Raw genomic sequence first — 18,066 nt, forward strand, 5'->3', positions numbered from 1 at the left:
CATCCTGTTCCGCCGTCAAGTTCAACCCGTCGTCCTTCAACTCACGCATCACACACCTCAACACGGCTTCAAGTTCGCCCCCCTTTTGCGACGCCACCTCTATCAGAGCAGATTTTCCACCCACTTTCGAGATGCCCACACTGCCGGTCGCGGTCGCAGCTTTTTTCGTTTTCTTTCCCGGCCGTTCATGCTAGGATGCGCTTCGTCGGGGGACATCGGGAGAGGAAATTATGTTCGCCAGAGTCATTCGGACCGGAAGTGTCCGCGCCGCAGCCGGATCGGCCATTGACCGGCGTGGATTCACGCTCGTCGAATTGCTGGTCGTGATCACGATCATCGGGATTTTGGTGTCGCTCTTGTTGCCGGCGGTAAACGCGGCCCGCGAGGCGGCCCACAAGGCGCAATGCGCCAATAACTGCAAGCAATTGGGTCTGGCCTGCACTCAATATCAGGCGGCCTTCAAGGTCTTCCCGCCCAGTTCGGTGTGGCGAACCGGCGGCAGCACCACGCCGCCCGCGCTCAGCACCTCGGCGATCGAAAGCCAGTCGGGCAACTCGGAAACGCGCTACGAAAACTGGATCATTTTGATCTTGCCCCAACTCGACCAACTCAATCTGCGGCGTTTGTTCGTTCAAGACCAATACAACAACATCACGCAGCCAATCGGCAGCAGCGCGACGAGCACCGGAGCCGGCGGCGCTGCCCAGAACACCGCACAGGCCAGGGCGACATCGCTCGCGGCGCTGCTCTGCCCTTCGGATTCGTTCAATCGTACGCCCTTCGACGGCACCACCGATCCGTCGAAGACCGTTTCAGGAATGAACGCGGCGGGCCAGCCCTGGGCTCGCGGCAATTACGCCGCCAACGCCGCCCCCGAAGGCTTCATGACCTACACGTCGCAAACCGTTCCGGCCGCGAATCCGACCTACTGGGGCTGCCGCTGGGTCCGCGGAATCATGGGCGCGAATACATCGAGCCGCATCGACGACATTCGCGACGGCACGAGCAGCACGATTCTGCTCGCCGAAATTCGAGCCGGAGTGACCTCGTTCGATCCGCGCGGCTGCTGGGCGATGAGCGGCAGTTCCAGCGCGCTTTGGGCCGAGGGCTGCGTCGGCACCGATGATGGTCCGAATTCCACCGCCAGCGGCGGCGATGCGATCCCGAACTGCTCCGCGGTGCAATCGGCCGTCGGTAGCGCGACGCAACTGATCAAGATCGGCATGTCGTGTTCGCAAAGCAGTTATGGCCTCGATCAGCAAACTGCCCGCAGCCTGCACAACGGCGGCGTGAATGTCTGCTTCGCCGACGGAAGCGTACACTTCATTACCGATTCGATCGAAGTCGGCTCGCCCAGCCAAGGATCGACGATCGCCGCGCTGGCAAACACTCCGACCGGCACTCAGCCGACGCTCGGCGTGTGGGACAAGCTTCTGTTGTCGAACGACAACTTGCCAATCCCCGGCAACTCTTATTAGGCTTTCGCTCAAACACTAGCCCGAAGCGTTAGCGAGGATGCGCTTCATTTCGGGTTCCGTTCTAGTCCGATTTTGCATCCGGCTTTGCCGCCACGTAGCGAAAGGATGCCGCCGTTGCGGGGCTTCCTCGCTAACGCTTCGGGCTAGTGTGCCCATCGGCGATTAAGACGGAGGCTCAGCGCCCAAGCGGCCCCTTCGTCATTCGGGTTTTGTCATTCCCGCGCCGTACTTGCGTTGCGCTCCAGCGCAGGTTAGCATTCTCGAAACGTTTTCCAGCCTCGTTTTCGAGGTCCGGTCCAGGTTCGATCGCTTGCGATGGCCAACACGCCGTTTCTTGAAATGTATGTGTTTCTGCTGGCCGGCTTTCTCGGCTATCAGATCATCACGCGCGTGCCGGCGCTGTTGCACACGCCGCTGATGTCGGCCACCAACGCGATCTCGGGCATTTCGCTCGTCGGTTCGCTCGTAGCCGCCGGCGCTGGCCGGGGGGCCGTCAGCACGACGCTCGGCGTGCTGGCCGTCACCGCGGCGACGATCAACGTCGTCGGCGGCTTCATGATCACCGACCGGATGCTCAAGATGTTTAAGCGCCAAAACAAGAAATGACCACCGATGATGACGAATGACGAAGCCCGAATGACGAATGACGACTCGCGGCACCGATGGCAGTCCTTTTTTGCATACGTCATTCGTCATTAGTCATTCTTTAGAAATTCGTCATTAGACCTGCGTCATTTTTTTCCTCCCGCCACCCTCATCCTCACGCTTGCCTCAATGGACGCCCGCGACATTTTCATCCAGATCTCCTATCTGGTTGCCTCGGTGCTGTTCATTCTCGGGCTCAAGGGGATGACGGCGCCGGATAAGGCCCGCGGCGGCATGGGGCTCGCCGCGTTGGGAATGCTTGTGGCCGTGATTGGCACGCTGCTCAACGCCCAGATCATCGGCTTTACCTGGATCATCGTCGGTCTCGTGGCCGGCAGCGCGATTGGGGCCGCGATTTCGATCTGGATGCCGATGACGGCCGTCCCGCAGCGCACGGCCATCTCGCATGCTTTCGGCGCCCTGGCCGCCACGCTGGTGGGCATCGAGCACTACCACTACCATCTCGCGCAGCTTCAGGAGGGCCTATCACATGTCGAGATGGCCGCGCTGGGATTCGAAGTGATGTTCGGCTCGCTGACGATCACCGGCAGCTTCATGGCCTTCGGCAAATTGCAAGGTTTTATTCCCAGCGCGCCGATGACCTACAAATTTCAAAATCAGTCGAATATCGGGCTGTTTTGCGTTGCCGTGCTGCTATTTATTACGCTCGTGGTGGTGCCCTCCACGGCGGCAATTCACCCGGTGCTGTTTTATCTGATGGTGGTGGTGGGGATTGTTGTCGGCGTGCTGATCGTGTTGCCGATCGGCGGGGCCGACATGCCGGTGGTGATTTCGCTGTTGAATTCGTATGCCGGCTTGGCATCATCGGCCACGGGCTTTGCCCTGCAAAACAATGTTCTGATCATCGCCGGGGCCCTCGACGGCGCGAGCGGGTTCATCCTTTCGATCCTGATGAGCCGGGCCATGAACCGTTCATTCGGCAACGTGCTCTTCGGTGCATTCGGCGGAGCGGCGGCCGGCGGACCGGCGGCCGCCCAATCGAGCGAAGGAAGAACCGTCCGCAGCATTACGGTCGACGACGCGGCGATTCAATTGGCCTACGCGCGGCATGTGATCGTCATTCCGGGCTACGGCATGGCCGTGGCGCATGCGCAGCACGAGGTGCGCGAGTTGGCCGAGCAGATCGAGGAGCGCGGGGGCGAGGTGAAGTTCGCGATCCATCCGGTGGCGGGCCGAATGCCGGGCCACATGAACGTGCTCTTGGCCGAGGCCGACGTGCCCTACGACAAGCTGTGCGAAATGGACGATATCAACGGCGAATTCCCCCGGGCCGACGTGGCGCTGGTGATCGGGGCCAACGACGTGGTGAACCCCGCCGCCCGCACCGATCCTTCGAGCCCGATCCACGGCATGCCGATTCTGAATGCCGATCAAGCACAAAGCATCATCGTGCTGAAGCGGAGCATGAATCCCGGCTTCGCCGGCATCGAAAACGCGCTCTTCTACAATCCCAAATGCGCGCTGCTCTTCGGCGACGCAAAAAGCTCGCTGGCGAAACTCGTCGCCGCCGTAAAAGCGGCGTGACTAGAAGGGGCTCGGGCAGAGAACAGTTTGGAGTGCACGCTTTGGCGTGTTGCTTGCCGCGGGGCCAGCCCCGTTCAACGGGGCTGGCGGTGGGCCGACCGCAGATGCGTCGCCACGTCATCGGCGGTTGCATTCACACATGCCGTTTGACCACCCGCCTATCGCCGTAAAAATTCCGGCCAGATGGCGTCGCTCACCAACAGGCCCTCGCGCGTTAGTCGCAGTGTTTTGCCGTCGTCTTCAAGCATGCCGAGATCGATGTAGCGGCGCAAGGCCGGGCCGACGAGGGCGTCGACGGTGAAGCCGCTGCGTTCGGCGAACCAGCGGCGATCGACCCCCGCAATGCGGCGCAGGGCGAAGACCAGCAATTCGCGGGCTCGGTCTTCCGGCGGCAACTGTTCTCGCTCGGCGATCGGGGATTGGCCGGCCCGGATGCGCTTGATATACGTGGTCGTGCTGCGATGGTTCGTCTCGCGGATGCCGGCGATATAGCGCGTCGCGCCGGGGCCGGCGGCGGCGTAGGGCTCGCCAGACCAATAGGCTTCGTTGTGCCGGCAACGGCGGCCCGGGCCGGCAAAGTTCGACACTTCGTAGTGCTCCAGCCCGGCGGCCGTCAGGAGATCGATGCCTTCGAGGTACATCGATCGCTCGAGGTCTTCCTCGGCGCGGAAGAGTTGGCCGTGCGAAAGGCGGTTCCAAAACGTGGTGCCGCGTTCGAATGTGAGCCCATAGGTGGAAACATGATCGGGCGCGAGGGCCAATGCCGCATCGAGATCGGCCCGCCAGTCGGCGAGCGTTTCGCCCGGTACGCCGAAAATCAAATCGAGGGCGAGTTGCATGCCGGACCGGCGAACCAAGCGAGCAGCGCGCTCGATATCGATCGGTGAATGATCGCGTTCGAGCGTGCGAAGCTTTTTCTCTTGGAACGATTGGGCGCCGAGGCTGATGCGCGTAACGCCGTGTTCGGCCAACACGGCAATCAATTCCGCAGTGACGTCGGCCGGGTTGGCTTCGACACTGAATTCATGGCCCGGCGCGGGCGGATACCAGTGGAGCACGAGTGCCAAGAGCCGCGCGAGCTGCGCGGGCGGAAGCTGCGTCGGCGTGCCGCCGCCGAAGAAGAGCGTGTCGACCGCTTGCGGCTTGCACGGTTTGCCGAGCCCCGTCAATTCGCATTCGATGGCCGAAAGATAGGGGTCCGCCAGATCGAGCCGGCCGGCGACGAGCGTGAAATTGCAATATCCGCAGCGATGAGCGCAGAAGGGGACGTGGATATAGACGGCGCGCGGCGGGGCGGATAAAGCAGGCCGCGGCGCGAGGGGGTCAGGCACATTTTTCGGCGGTACGAACATCGGCAGGTTCCGGCCGCGGTGGGCCGAAAAATGAGCCAGACCCCAATGAACAAACCCCGATGGCCAGGCCCCAGTGGCGCTTACAGCCACACGTGCAGGCGGCCGCCGAGGAGGCCGGGAAACGCTCGCTCGACGAGGCGGTGGATGCGGCTGTCGACATACCGTGTGCTGAAGTGCGATAGGATGATCACTTCATTCTTGAACCGATCGCGGCGCTCGACCAGGTCGTCCAAATGCGTATGTCCGAATTTGTGGATGCGATCCTTGCGGTGCGACGGAGCGACAAACGTCAGCTCGGTAATCAGCACCCGGGCTTCGTACATCGCCGGGCATTCATCGAGCCCCTCCGGCGCGCTATCGCCGAGAAAGGCCAGGATCGGCACGCGAATCTCCTCGGTCACTTCGGTGCCGCCCAATCGCAAATCGCGGATCCGATCGCCGGGCAGATCGTGAAATTCGGGCTTCAGCTTCCGGCGGCGGTCCCACACCACATAGCCCAGCGAGGGAATCGTGTGCCGCGTCGCGGAGACGGTGACGACATGCTCGCGCGACAATTCAATCACGTCGCCCGGCCGGGTGGCAATCAAGCGGCAAGGCATTCGGCCTCGATCGAGCCGTGTAAACAATTTTAGCAACCGTTCGACGGTTTCCACCGCTGCCTCGGGCAGGTAGATCGTCGGCGGTTCCATTTTCATCATACGCCGCCGGGCAACATAGACCGGCAAGGCCGCGATGTGGTCGAGATGCGTGTGGCTGACGAACCACACCGCGGTGCTCATGAACGACCAGGGTTGAGCGCCGAAGTCGAAGCCGATTTTCAACTCGGGAATTCGCCAATAGGTTTGCACCGCCGCCCGAGAGTAGCCCTCGATCGTCAGACCCTTGTATTCGAGCGTGCGCAGCGGCGAATTGTCGACCATGGGGAAGTGTGTCTGTCGGTGCTTCGTGAAGGGGTGAACCGTGGGTGCGCGTCGGCCGGTCCGCGGTCCTGAAGTCTATAATTCAGGCGCTTCGTCCGAAAGGGCCGCGTATCGCAGCAGGCACACTCCGTGGGCCGTCCGCCGCGCAATGCGGGCAGCGGATCCGGGAGCGGCAACGGCACGCCGGGCGACGTAGCGCACAAAGCAGCGCAGACGGCAAGCGGAGCATGCCTGCTACGGAGCGTTCTGCCGTCTCGCATTGCTTGCCGTGCGGCCGATGCTAAAATTTCGGCCGGCGTTTGAGGCGTCGAACGATTCACGCCCGCCAAGCCAAGGGTAAACTTATGCCGTGGCTGTGGACAGATAAGCCGTTCGTTCTGTTCGGCCCGGCACATCTCGCGGCCATCGGCCTGTCGGCGGCCGCGGGAATTCTTTTGGCCCTTGCCGCGCGCGCGCTCCGCGGCCGCACCGTTCGCGGGCAGCCGGCTCAGCAACTGCTCAGCCGATCGCTCGCCGTGATCATGCTCATCGTGGTCGGGGCGGCGCAAGCGATCATGCTGCTGCCGGAGCATTTTGTCGTCGGCCGATCGTTGCCGCTGCAGATTTGCGACTTGGCTTGGATGGTGGCCATCTACGCGCTATGGACCAATCGCCGCCTGGCCTTCGCGGTCGTCTACTATTGGGGCCTGACGGCCACGGTGCTGGCAATGCTTACGCCCGATTTGAAACAGGGTTTTCCGCATTTTTATTTCTTGCTGTTCTACCTCGGGCATGGCTCGGTCGTGGCCGCGGCAATTTATCTCTGCTGGGGAGTCGGCCTGCGGCCCGATTGGCGGTTGTATCGCTTCACGGCGCTCGTGACGATCGTTTACGCGGTGTGCATTTATTTCGTGAACGACTTGCTCGGCACCGACTATTTTTGCGTGAACCGCAAGCCGGCCCCCGGGACGATGCTCGATTATTTTGGTCCGTATCCCATGTATATCCTCGTCAGCGCGCTGATCGCGCTATCGGCCTGGGCCGCGCTCACCTGGCCGTGGCAATTGCTCGCCGCCCGCCGCGGCAAGATTCGTCGCTCCGTCGCGGGGGAACGACCGTAGTCGCGTTCCGTGCTGCTTTCGTCTTCCCCCCCAGCCCAGCACAGCGTGATCGCGGCGGATTTGTTACTGCCGACTTGAGTCAAAACTCAAAAAGTTTCGGTCCGGCAATTCGCCCGATGCTCGGTCGGCTTGTTCGGGCCGCCACATTGGACTATCTTGAGACTGGCAGCGGGCGTACGAGGGAGCGATCGACGACGGTAAGGGAGATGCTGCCACCGGTCCGGCCCTTGTGCTTACGATCATAGGGCACGAAACTGTCGACCCACCTTCAGTTCTTCGAACATGCTCTCGCCGCGGCCTGGCCACCGAGCCATTGGCAAGACATGCGGGTTCTTGTCGCCGTATCTGGCGGTGCCGATAGCGTCGCGCTATTGCGGGCCGTCGTGGCCTTGAAAACCGCGGGCGGCGGCCGGCTTGCCGTCGCTCATTTCAACCACCGACTGCGGGCCGACGCGGGCCAGGATGCCCAATTTGTCGCTGATCTCGCGCTGCGGTTGCATCTCGAATGCGAGATTGGCGAGGCCGACACGGCCGCCGCTGCCCGAGCCACCGGCGATGGCCTCGAAGCCGCGGCGCGGAGCGAGCGGTACCGTTTCCTGCAAGCCGCGGCCGAGCGAATCGGCGCGCGCTACGTCGTTACGGCCCACACGGCCGACGATCAGGTCGAGACGATCTTGCACCGGATCCTTCGCGGCACCGGCATCGGCGGCTTGGCGGGAATGCGGCGCAGCAGGCGGTTGAGCGATGCGGTCAGCTTGATTCGCCCGCTGCTCGGGCTCGGCCGGGTGGACGTGTTGGCGTATCTCGCGGAGCTCGGTCAGCCCTATCGCGACGACCCGAGCAATGCGAGCCATGCGCATACGCGAAACCGAATTCGGCATTCACTGCTGCCGCTTCTTGCGGCAGATTACAACCGGGACGTGCGATCAGCCCTGTTGCGCCTCGGCGCCGCGGCCGGCGACGCGCAGCGGATCATCGACCGCCTCGTCGGCCAATTGCTCGAAAGTGCCGTTTCGTTTGCGGGTCGCTGCCGGGCAAGCGTCGATTGCGATCGGCTGGCAGGCGAAGATCGGCATCTGGTGCGAGAGCTGTTCGTCGCCATCTGGCGGCGTCAAGGTTGGCCGCAGCAGGCGATGACTTTCGCACATTGGGACCGATTGGCCGACGTGGCATTGGCGGCGCCGCTTCCGCCCAGTCCGATTCGCCACGGACACAACCTGCCGGGGGCGGTGGTGGCGGAACGGGCGGGCGCGATGATTTCGCTTACTTCGCTGGAATAGGCGAGGCCACCGCAGCCGGGTCACATGTCGGCGGGCCCGGGTATTCCGCCGGTGAATTCCGCATCTTTTGCCGCGTGGCCCGAAAGCACTTTGGCGTCGTAGCCTCCCTTGCTGCGGAAATAGGCGAGCAGAATCAGATAGCAAATCAACATGATGGCGGGGAAGATCGCGACGGTGGCCAAGGCGCTCTTTTTCGCCTGGTCCGTAATGCTCGTCACGACGGCCTTTTGCTTCACGGGCAGGGCCGCCAATTTCGTTTCATCGACGGCTTTGTATTCGCCGAAGACGCTCGTTTTCGGCAAGCCTTGGACTTCGGCAAAAATCGTCGGGTCATTGGCCTTCAATTCCCGATAGACTTGCTTATCTTGGATATTTCCCAGTAGTACGGCGCCGATCACTCCGACGCCCAACATGCCCACGGCGCCGGTGACGTTGAGCGTCAGCGCGCCTCCCTCCGGATATTGCTCCGCCACGACGCCGAGCATCGTCGGCCAGAAGAACGACTTGCCAAAACCATACAGCGTGGCGGCCGCAAAAATAAACCAACCCACCGAATACGAGAGCGCGATCAAGCCGCAACATGCGATGGCCGCCGAACAGGCGAGCAATCCCAGCGGCGATATCCGATGCACGATGGATCCGGCGAACAACCGCAGCATCATCATGATGAACGACGTGTAGACCAACACCCAACCCGCCTGATAGCCAATCTTGCTCATCACCGGCGTCATCAGATCGGTGATCCAACTGTCGGTTCCGAGCTCGGTGGTGGCCAGTGGAAGCATGATGAGCAGCAGGAAGATGAACATCGGTCGGCCCCACGTGCGCACGTAGGCCCCGAACGCCAAAACGAGCACCGCTCCTACGGCGATTTCAAGCCACAACGGCGAGTCGAACACGTTTCCCACTTGGCGCACGATCAAGGCGACGACGAGCAGCGCGCCCAGAACCCCCACCTCTTGCAGCATCGCCCGGTAAGAAACGCCCGCAGTCACGCGTTCGTTCTGGGGGAATCGTCGGCCGAGCATCATCAAGCCATAGGCGATGGTGGGCAGGAAGATCAAAGCCACTTTCCATTGCCAACTGATGGCTTCCATGAAGTGGCTGCCGACGACGCCGGTGGTGGCCATCGAGATGGTGAGGATTCCGCCGAGCACCAGCCCGCCGGCCCAGCCCGCGTGAAGCACGTTCAGCCACTTCGCCTTTTGCTTCGAAAACATCGTGGCCACGACCGGGTTCACCACCGCTTCCACGGTGCCATTGCCCAGCGCGACAATCAGGTTGCCGACGTACAACATCCAGTAGCCGCGGCTATGGCCGAGGGCAACTGCGGCGGCGTCGGAACCGGCCGGCGCCAGCACCAGCGGAGCGCAGATCGTCACGATCGCGGAAACGATGTGGCAAAAAAACGCGAACACCATCGCGCGGCCATACCCGATCCGATCAACCACCAGGCTGAACAGGACGATGCTGATCGCAAAGGGCCACAAGCCGACCCCGAGGATTTCTCCGACTTGGGTTTTGTCGAGACCAAATTGCAGGGCCAAGTCGTTCATAATCATTGCGCGGATGATGAACCCGAAGGCGGTCGTGATCATCGCCATGAAGCAGGCCCAAAAGAGCCTGCGATCGGCGGTCGGCGCCGTGCCTGTCGATGCTGGCGCGCGGTACGGATTCATCTGGTCACTCATCGAATCGTGCTCCACCTAAGGCCGAAGAAAGCAGAAAGGCCGGAGATCGGCCGCCGAGAAACCCCGCAAACTGCTTGAGTATAGCCAAGGGAAATCGAATGTAAACCGAGGTGATATGCCGGATTTAGGTAAATTTCGGTCGGCGATCCGGCGCAAAGCGCAAGATCGGCCGTCCTCGCCCCGCTTCGCCAAAATGCCAGCTATTTGGCTCGCACTGGAGCCCGAAGCGCTAGCAAGGGAGTTACGGCTTTGTCGTCTGAACGCGACCCCAAAAATTGAATCCCACATTCGCTTGCTAGCGCTGCGGGCTCGGGACCGACAGTCAACCCGCCAACCCGCCTTGACCGGCATCGGCCCAACGGCATACCATACCCCCCTATTTTCGCCGCAATACGCCCGCGGTTCGCCGCTTCCGCGGCGCAAACGCCGCACTGGAATTGCGGTCTAAGAGAGCAGCAAGGAAGCCCTCCCATCTTCAATCGCTTGGTCGACACGTGCTGGTTTGTTTTCAAGTGGGGCGCGCTGGCCGCGCTGATGGCCGCCGTCGGGCTCGGATTCTATTTCTACAGCCGCGTCAACGATCAGATCCGCCAGCATGTGCTCGTGCTGTGGCAGAAGCATTACAAGAATCTTCAGGTCAGCATTCGCTCGGCCCAGTTGGTCGACGGCGAGGGGATCGAAATTCGCGGCCTGACGCTATTGGATCCGCATGCGGCCGGCCCCCAAGGCGAATTGGCCTATTTCGACGAACTGGTTGTTTACTGCCAAACGAGCCTTAGCGAATTGATCAAGGGCGATCCGGAAATCACGCGCGTGCTCGTGCGGCGGCCGACGATCCATGCCACGCATCGACCGGATGGTTCTTGGAGCGTCGAGCGGATGTTGCCGCTGCCAAAGTTTTCCGATATTCCGCACGTAACCACGGTCGAGAATGGCACGATCGAACTGTTCGATCCGCTCAACAATCCGCCGAGCACGCTGACGCTCCGCGACATCAACGTCGAATTCAAGCCGATCCCCGATTCTGGTCCGGCGGCCCATTGGGCCACCGACGTGCGCGGGTATTCCGATGGCGATCATTTTCAGCGGGTGGAATTTTCCGGCCGGCTGGAGGCCGACTCCAAAGGCGCGGATTTAGCCGGCGTGCTCACCGGTCTCGATATGTCGCCGCAGTTGCGCGATTCGCTGCCGGCCCGTATCGGGCAAAAGTTGGCCCCACTGGCCCCGCTGCGCGGCCAGGTGCGTGTCGGCTTTCATGTCCACGACGACCCGTCCGCCGCGGTGCGATTCGCGTTTCAAGTCAACGGACAACTCACCGGCGGGCGGTTCGACGATCCGCGGCTTCCCTACCCGCTCAGCGATTTGAAAGCCGATTTCCATGCCGACAACGCCGGCGCCACCGTCGACAAGCTCACGGCCCGGGCCGGCTCCGCCACGTTGCAGCTCGCGGCTCGCATGCACGGCTGCCAGCCTGGTTCGCCGATTTCGATCGTAGCCAAAGCGGAGCATCTTGAGATCGGCCGCCATTGGGACTCGGTCATTCCCGAACCGCTGCTCACCGAGTGGGAGCGATTCAAGCCGGCCGGCGAAATCAGCGCCGATCTGAAATTGGATTTCGACGGGCAGCATTGGCGGCCCGAGGTGACCGTGCATTGTCTCGATGTGGCAATTACCTATTTCAAATTCCCGTACCGCTTGGATCGCACCAGCGGAACGCTCGAACTAAAAAACGATCTCCTGACCGCCGATCTGACGGCCTATGCCGCCAGCCAGCCGCTCACGATCGTCGGCCGATTTCAACATCCGGGCCCGAAATTCACCGGCCGCGTGGATATCTCCGGCGAGAATCTCCCCTTCGATCAGAATCTCATCGCCGCGCTGCCGCAGAAGGGCGGCGACGTGGTGCGGTCGCTGAATCCCAGCGGAACGTTCAATTTCTTTCTACGGCTGGATCGCACCGTCGCGGATCGGCCGCCGGCGGAAGAATTGGTCGTCACGCCAAACCAGGCGGCCGTGAAATACGATCGTTTTCCCTATCCGATTCAAAACATCCGCGGCGAATTGGTGATGACCGACGGCCACTGGACTTTTCGCAACCTTGAAGGGAGCAATGGCCCAGGCCGCATCCGTCTCGAAGGCTACATGAATCCGACGCTCAATGGAGAAGAAAAAGGCATCGAACTCGGCCTGAACATCACGGGCGTCAATATTCCCTTGCAAGACGAATTGCGCGATTGCCTGTCCGCCCAGTCGGCCTCGCTGTGGAAGCAATTGCAGCCGCGGGGAGCCATCGATCTCGTGACCGACGTGCGCTACGTGTCGGCCGCCAAGACGACCGACATCCACGTTCGGGCCGAACCCGTCGGCGACACCTGTTCGCTCCTGCCCGCGGCATTTCCCTATCGCTTGGAAAAAGTGCGCGGCGAATTCGTCTATCGCAAGGGACATATCGACCTGGGCAATATCCGAGCCATTCACGACCGGACGCCGTTTTCCGCCAACGGCTCGTGCGATTTCGACGACGATGGCAACTGGCATCTCAATCTCGACCGCGTGGCGGTCGACCGTTTGCGGGCCGATCGCGATCTGGTGGCGGCGCTTCCGGCGCGGATCAAGAAGACGATCGTCGATTTAAGTCCAAGCGGCACCGTGAACCTCTCCGGATCGGTGGATATTTTCGGCACGCCGAATGTCGACGCGCCGCTGCGCAAAGTGTGGAACCTGTCGCTTGATGTCAATCAGGTCGGATTGCAAGTAGGCCCGCGATTGGAAAACATCAACGGCACGATCCGGTTGGGCGGCGAATCGCCCACGAAAGAGGGACAGGAATTCGGTTGCCGTGGCTCGCTGGCCCTCGATTCGCTGACGTTCAAAGACATCCAGCTAACGCACGTGCAGGGGCCGATCTGGCTCGACAACAAACGATTCTTGTTCGGCACGCCCGCCGGAGCGCCGCCGCAGCCGGGCCAAGCGCCGCCGCGAAATCGTGTCACCGGCCAATTGTTCGGCGGCCGCTTGGAAACCGACGGCTCGATCGAGCAAGGCGACCCGGCGCATGGCAACGTGCCGACGTATTCGCTCGTGCTCGCCCTGGGGCGCGACGATCGCGACGGCATCGATCGCACCGCCGATCTCAAGCAAATCGCGCTCGCGTTCGGGGCCGGCAAAGGCCGTCTCGACGGACGCCTTCAGGCCGGCGCCCAACTCGCCAATTGGTATCGCGCGGCGAACGGGCAAACCGTTGTCACCGGCCCGGGCATTCACGGGCTGCGGGGCAACGGCTATGTGCGATTGGCGCACGCGGATATCTATGAGCTGCCGTTCATGGTGGCCTTGCTGAAGGTGCTCAGCATCAAGCCACCCGCGTCGGCCGGAGCAGCCAACACGAACAATGCGCGCATGACCTCGGCGTTCACGAATTCGAACATCGATTATCGCATCGAAGGAGACCATGTTTATCTCGACAAGATCGCGCTGATCGGCGATGCGATCAGTCTCGATGGCGCCGGCGAAATGGGTTTCGACACCGCCATCAAGCTCACGTTCCGGGCGCTCGTCGGACGCAGCGATTGGCAATTGCCCGTGGTGAAGAGCGTTCTCGGCGCCGCCAGCGGACAGCTCATGCAAATCCACGTCGACGGCACGCTTGGCGACCCGCAGATGAAGCGCGAAATACTTCCCGGCGTAAATAAAGCCCTGCAAGAGGTGCAAAGCGGAGTGCAATCCATCGACCGCCCCGTCACCCGATGACCGGCAACATGAGCTACACTTAAGCGGGAGGCGCAACCACCCTCCCCAAGCCCAGGGAAGGCCCGCGGCGCGTCCGCCACTTGCACATCGCTCTCCCGGCCTTCCCTGGGTGCCCCCGAAACCAATCCGCCAGCGACCCATGAGTTTGCGGAGATGCCGACATGAGCATCGGACCAGCGGGTTTCTATAGCATCATCGCCGCCACCTCTCCGCAAACTAGCGCATTGGCCGCGCCGCTGGCCCAGTCGCAAGCCAGCGACATCGATCGTACAGCCCAGGAAGTCGCCCAGCAGGCACGCGAGACCGACGTCCGCACAAAGGCTGAAAATGCCGCCGGAGTCGGCCAAGCCGACGCCGAAGAACACGAATCGAACGAGCGCGATGCCGATGGCCGCCGCCTGTGGGAAAAGCCCCCGGGCTCCGGCGACAACGCCGACGCCGAGGAAAGCATGGATCCGGCAGCCGCCGACGCGTCTGCCTCCCATCCTTCGCATGTCAACCGCGACGCGTCCGGTGAAAGCGGAAACCAACTCGACTTAATGGGTTGAAAGCTTGTGAAAGATTGGCGACGGGCTCCGAGTTCGGTCGACAGGGCCCGAAAAAAACGGATTCCGCGAGGTGCCCGTCCCCATTCTTTCACTCAAACGGCCGATTTTTTCCGCAAATTGCTCTGGACCCGCCCGGCGCTCGCCGCTACCTTGCCCACCCCGGTTAATATGCCGGGATGATCTACTTTCTCGATTTCTCGGCACGATGCCGGATCTCCGAGTGCCGCCGTACTGTTCAAGGAGGAACAGGCAATGGGCAATGATCTTCGAAAGCGACAACTCCGTTCAGGTTTGCCGAAAGCGCGCCGGCAATGGCTACCGCGGGCGGTTCTGTTTGGAGCGATTGCCCTGCCGCTCGGCATGCTCGTGCTGTCGCGCTTGCAAGCCGACGACCGCACGAACTCCGCAGTGCCCTCAACGCCGGGCGCTGTTTCACCGGCGCCATCCGGTCTGACGCCATTGCCGCCCGTGCAGCGCGCACAGGTCCCGACTGCGCCGCCCACGGCCGCATCGACGATCGCCAGCGACGACGATGTTCCGCCACAACTCGGGGGGGCGTCCACGACGGCGGCAACCGCGCCATCTGCGACATCGACCGCGACAAAGGCGCCTCCATTTCCGCAGCCCGACCTTGGCGCCGCCACGTCGGCCGCTTCGGGAGCCGCGCCGCTGTCGACCGGCGCCCCGCCGATTACGCTTCCGCCGCCGATTCAATTGTCGTCGCCCGACGCGCTTCCCGGACCGGCAGAGCAATCGGCCGATTCGCGCGGATCGTTGCATATCGATGTGATTCCGCTGAACGATTGGGCACCGCTGAGCACCGCGTCGCCGCGCGCCGCGCGGCCGGACTGGCAAACAAAAACGTCAGCCGACACAGATTCAGTAACGCCGGCCAGCGCTGCGATTCCCGACACGACGTCCGCCGGGTCGCCCGTCGCCGCCAGTCAATCGCCCGATGATCTGCCCGGCCTTCCGCCCTTGGAAGTGGAAGCGGCCCGATTCAAACAGATTCAGCCAGGCGTAACCACCGCCGATGAATTGATCCGGCAATTCGGCGAAGGCAAATTGCAGCATCGGAAAGACGGCACGGTCGAGCGCGTTTACCGGCTCGATCAATACCCGCGCGTTGGCGTCTCGCTCGAGCACCATCGGGTGTTGGCGGTCGATGTGCAATTGGAGCAGCCGACCGAGCCGGAAACACTGGCCCGGCGGCTGCATTTCGATCCGGACAGCAGTGTGCCGGTGACGGACGAGGCGGGGCAACTGTTGGGCCAATCTTTTCCCGACCGGGGCACGCTCTTCAGCTACGATCCCGGCACGAAGCTGGTTTCGCAGATGCTGTTGGAGCCGATCGATCCGCAACCATTTTTGACCCGAGCGGCCTATGAAGCCAGTTTGCATCCGGGTTGGGGCTTGCGCGACATCGACTACGCATTGCGGCTCGATCCGAATCATGCCTCGTCGCATGATTTGCGGGCCCAACTGCTGCTGGCGCTCGGCCGGCCGGGCGAAGCGTTGCGAGCCGAAAATCGATCGGTCGCCCTCTCGCCGGGCAATGCCACATACCTGTTGGGCAAAGCTGCCATTCTGGCCCGCCTCGACCATCGCGAGGAGGCTCTGCGGCTCACGCAGAGCGTCGCCGATCGAACTGATACTTCAGAGCTACTGAAGGCCGAGGCTCTTTGCCAGCTCGCGGAACTCACCGCGGGGCCGGCGGGCAGCGACAGGCGAGCCATCGAGCTCTACATGTCGGCGATCATGGCGGCCCAGCCGCTTGCGGCCGACGAGCACGTCGCAATCCGCCGCTTGGCGAAGCATCTGTTGCTCGAAGCGCATTTGGGCGCCGCGAGCGATATCGCTTGGGGCGTATGGCAAAAGAAATCGACCACCGTCGCCCGGTGGATCTCGCAGGCCGATCAATTGGCGCAAGACCTGATCGACCACGAACAGGGTGACCCGCAACTGAAATTGGAGGTGGCTCGACGAGCTGTCGCGGCTTCCGCCGGAACCGACGGGAAATGGGACGCCAGCGCCTGGTTGCAGCAATCGCTCGACACGGGCCGAAAACTGATCGCCGACGCCGACGATCCGCTCCGCAAGCAACAATTGCAATGGGAACTCGGAGCGGCGCTCCTCGATGCCCTGGAAGTGCAACGCACGGCCGGATTGAATGCGCAATCGCTGGCCCACGCCATGGCCGTGCTGCGATATCTCCAATCGGGAATTCAATATCGCCAGCGAACCGCGGAGACCACGTATATCCTCGGCCGCGCGTATTTTCAGATCGGCGTGATCCATGCGGTCGTCGAGCGCGATCACACGACCGCCGTGCTTTGGTTCGACCGGGCCGTGCCGTTTTTGGATCGGCCATTGCCCCCGTCGGCCGCGTCCCGAATCGGTCGTAACGGTCAGCTATTGGTCAGCATGGGAATCTCGTATTGGCAAACCGGCCATCGCGAAGAGGCATTGCGGCTGACGCAGCACGGCACCGATCTGGTGGCCAAGGCGGTCGCCATGAAGCTGCTCGACGACGGCGCGTTGGCGGTTCCCTACAGCAATCTGGCGGCCATGCACCGCCAAATGGGCCATCAGGAACAAGCCCGCTCGTATTCCGAAATGGCAGCGCGGCACGACACGCTGCATCGCTAAACGCCCCGACCGTCAGGCTACCTCGCTTACGCTTCGGGCTAGTGTTTGGGGCAATCGCCGAAAAATGCGGTTCGCGGCCCCAATTTCGCCGTCACTTGCCGAGCACGAACGATGCGCTGACGCCGATCGTCAATCGCACTTCGGCCGGATTGAGTCCGATGGCTTCGTCGTTGTTTTCGAATTGCTGCTCGACCGAGTCGTCGTCCTGCATGCCGTTGTAGTTATACATTTGTCGCTGCAAGCCGAGCGCCATCATCTGATCGTTGCCCTGAACGCTCTTTAGCTCGCCGAGCGAGCTTCCGGCCGCCGCAGCCAGCCGTTGCGCATGGTCTTTGGCGATTGCGAACGCCTTGGCCGCTGCCTTGGTGTAGTCCTGTTTGGATACTTTCGCCACGAAAATGAAGGCCGGTTCACCAGGCTTCGGACCATTGTTGTTGTAATTTTGCATTTCTTGGGCTGCCTCTTCTTGCAACTCTTCTTCCTCGGGCGAGAGCTCTTCCTTCGGCATCGACTTGACCAGGGCCGATTTGATCTTGTCGCTTAGCGATTGGCTGGCAACGAGCAGGTCCTCGCCGTCGCTCCCCTTGAGCGGCCATTCGGCGGTCAACGTCGTCGCCACATTGATCTGTGCCGGTTCGTTTTTCTTGGCGGGCCGGCCTCCGTTGCGAGCCCGCTGGCGAAGCATGTCCATGATCTGTTTGCGTTGCGGATTTTCGGCGGCGATGTGCGGAGCGCCGGCCACGAGCGTCGCCGGCGCGGCGCCCAGGTCGGAACAAACCTTTAGCGCCGCCTCTCGCCGGGCCTTCAGCTTTGCCAGCGCGTCGGCAAGGTCTTTGCCGCTCGCCGTTACATCGAGCCGCATCCGCATCAACTCGGGTTGCCGTTTCACGACCGCGACGCCGGAGCCGCTCACCGTCCCCTGCCCTACGAGATTCACGACTGCCTGCTCGACGCTGTTGGCGGCGCCTTGGGCCAGCGCCGAGTGCGCGCCTCCCGCGAGAAAAATAGCAGCGGCGAACGTCAGCGCCAGCAACAAAGGAAATCGCTTCATGGTTCGGTCCTCTTCGAGTTTCAGATCGGTGTGGGATTGGCAGCGAATCGCTAAAAA

General features: G+C 62.2%; 12 protein-coding genes. 8 read left to right on the forward strand and 4 right to left on the reverse strand.

The annotated features are described in order from the left end of the window. The first annotated feature begins 230 nt into the window (after positions 1-230). The 3 genes from VHX65_09770 to VHX65_09780 all read left to right on the forward strand — a co-directional run bounded on the left by VHX65_09770 (position 231) and on the right by VHX65_09780 (position 3,668). Positions 231-1,478 (forward strand): DUF1559 domain-containing protein, encoded by a 1,248-nt coding sequence (locus VHX65_09770; protein HEX3998825.1) that lies wholly within the window; start codon positions 231-233, stop codon positions 1,476-1,478. A 315-nt stretch (positions 1,479-1,793) separates the two neighbouring features. Beyond that, on the forward strand, positions 1,794-2,084 hold the full coding sequence (locus VHX65_09775) for an NAD(P) transhydrogenase subunit alpha (GenBank protein ID HEX3998826.1): 291 nt from the start codon (positions 1,794-1,796) through the stop codon (positions 2,082-2,084). 168 nt (positions 2,085-2,252) lie between these two features. Then, positions 2,253-3,668 carry an NAD(P)(+) transhydrogenase (Re/Si-specific) subunit beta gene (locus VHX65_09780; protein HEX3998827.1) on the forward strand — a complete coding sequence of 472 codons (1,416 nt, stop codon included), beginning with the start codon at positions 2,253-2,255 and terminating at the stop codon, positions 3,666-3,668. Between the two features lie 158 nt (positions 3,669-3,826). Here VHX65_09780 and hemW read toward each other — a convergent pair whose 3' ends face one another. Both hemW and VHX65_09790 read right to left on the reverse strand, forming a co-directional pair. Beyond that, a complete protein-coding gene (gene hemW / locus VHX65_09785) occupies positions 3,827-5,020 on the reverse strand; it encodes a radical SAM family heme chaperone HemW (GenBank protein HEX3998828.1) in 1,194 nt (397 codons plus the stop codon). An 80-nt stretch (positions 5,021-5,100) separates the two neighbouring features. Further along, positions 5,101-5,940: an MBL fold metallo-hydrolase gene (locus tag VHX65_09790; protein HEX3998829.1), complete on the reverse strand. Its 840-nt coding sequence runs from the start codon at positions 5,938-5,940 to the stop codon at positions 5,101-5,103. A gap of 344 nt (positions 5,941-6,284) precedes the next feature. On the opposite strand from VHX65_09790, the gene VHX65_09795 reads away from it, so the two are divergent. Both VHX65_09795 and tilS read left to right on the forward strand, forming a co-directional pair. After that, entirely contained in the window at positions 6,285-7,040 is a 756-nt protein-coding gene (locus VHX65_09795) for a TIGR02206 family membrane protein (GenBank protein ID HEX3998830.1), read from the forward strand. A gap of 323 nt (positions 7,041-7,363) precedes the next feature. Next, a complete protein-coding gene (gene tilS / locus VHX65_09800; protein ID HEX3998831.1) occupies positions 7,364-8,320 on the forward strand; it encodes a tRNA lysidine(34) synthetase TilS in 957 nt (318 codons plus the stop codon). A gap of 20 nt (positions 8,321-8,340) precedes the next feature. Here the strand turns inward: tilS and VHX65_09805 are convergent, their stop codons facing one another. Further along, the gene (locus VHX65_09805) at positions 8,341-10,011 is read right to left on the reverse strand and encodes an MFS transporter (protein HEX3998832.1); all 1,671 of its coding nucleotides are present in this window, start codon (positions 10,009-10,011) and stop codon (positions 8,341-8,343) included. A gap of 483 nt (positions 10,012-10,494) precedes the next feature. On the opposite strand from VHX65_09805, the gene VHX65_09810 reads away from it, so the two are divergent. The 3 genes from VHX65_09810 to VHX65_09820 all read left to right on the forward strand — a co-directional run bounded on the left by VHX65_09810 (position 10,495) and on the right by VHX65_09820 (position 16,958). Then, complete coding sequence (locus VHX65_09810) at positions 10,495-13,761, forward strand: hypothetical protein (protein ID HEX3998833.1); 3,267 nt, start codon at positions 10,495-10,497, stop codon at positions 13,759-13,761. 161 nt (positions 13,762-13,922) lie between these two features. After that, positions 13,923-14,309 (forward strand): hypothetical protein, encoded by a 387-nt coding sequence (locus VHX65_09815; protein ID HEX3998834.1) that lies wholly within the window; start codon positions 13,923-13,925, stop codon positions 14,307-14,309. Positions 14,310-14,561: 252 nt separating this feature from the next. Further along, entirely contained in the window at positions 14,562-16,958 is a 2,397-nt protein-coding gene (locus VHX65_09820) for a hypothetical protein (protein ID HEX3998835.1), read from the forward strand. Positions 16,959-17,049: 91 nt separating this feature from the next. Here VHX65_09820 and VHX65_09825 read toward each other — a convergent pair whose 3' ends face one another. Further along, complete coding sequence (locus VHX65_09825; GenBank protein ID HEX3998836.1) at positions 17,050-18,009, reverse strand: SIMPL domain-containing protein; 960 nt, start codon at positions 18,007-18,009, stop codon at positions 17,050-17,052. Positions 18,010-18,066 lie beyond the last annotated feature (57 nt).

This window comes from Pirellulales bacterium (assembly GCA_036267355.1).
Taxonomy (GTDB): Bacteria; Planctomycetota; Planctomycetia; order Pirellulales; family DATAWG01; genus DATAWG01.

Coding starts and splice junctions, on each gene's coding strand:
- VHX65_09770 (HEX3998825.1), top strand. CDS start 231: ATGTTCGCCAGAGTCATTCGGACCGGAAGTGTCCGCGCCGCAGCCGGA.
- VHX65_09775 (HEX3998826.1), top strand. CDS start 1,794: ATGGCCAACACGCCGTTTCTTGAAATGTATGTGTTTCTGCTGGCCGGC.
- VHX65_09780 (HEX3998827.1), top strand. CDS start 2,253: ATGGACGCCCGCGACATTTTCATCCAGATCTCCTATCTGGTTGCCTCG.
- hemW (HEX3998828.1), bottom strand. CDS start 5,020: ATGTTCGTACCGCCGAAAAATGTGCCTGACCCCCTCGCGCCGCGGCCT.
- VHX65_09790 (HEX3998829.1), bottom strand. CDS start 5,940: ATGGTCGACAATTCGCCGCTGCGCACGCTCGAATACAAGGGTCTGACG.
- VHX65_09795 (HEX3998830.1), top strand. CDS start 6,285: ATGCCGTGGCTGTGGACAGATAAGCCGTTCGTTCTGTTCGGCCCGGCA.
- tilS (HEX3998831.1), top strand. CDS start 7,364: ATGCGGGTTCTTGTCGCCGTATCTGGCGGTGCCGATAGCGTCGCGCTA.
- VHX65_09805 (HEX3998832.1), bottom strand. CDS start 10,011: ATGAGTGACCAGATGAATCCGTACCGCGCGCCAGCATCGACAGGCACG.
- VHX65_09815 (HEX3998834.1), top strand. CDS start 13,923: ATGAGCATCGGACCAGCGGGTTTCTATAGCATCATCGCCGCCACCTCT.
- VHX65_09820 (HEX3998835.1), top strand. CDS start 14,562: ATGGGCAATGATCTTCGAAAGCGACAACTCCGTTCAGGTTTGCCGAAA.
- VHX65_09825 (HEX3998836.1), bottom strand. CDS start 18,009: ATGAAGCGATTTCCTTTGTTGCTGGCGCTGACGTTCGCCGCTGCTATT.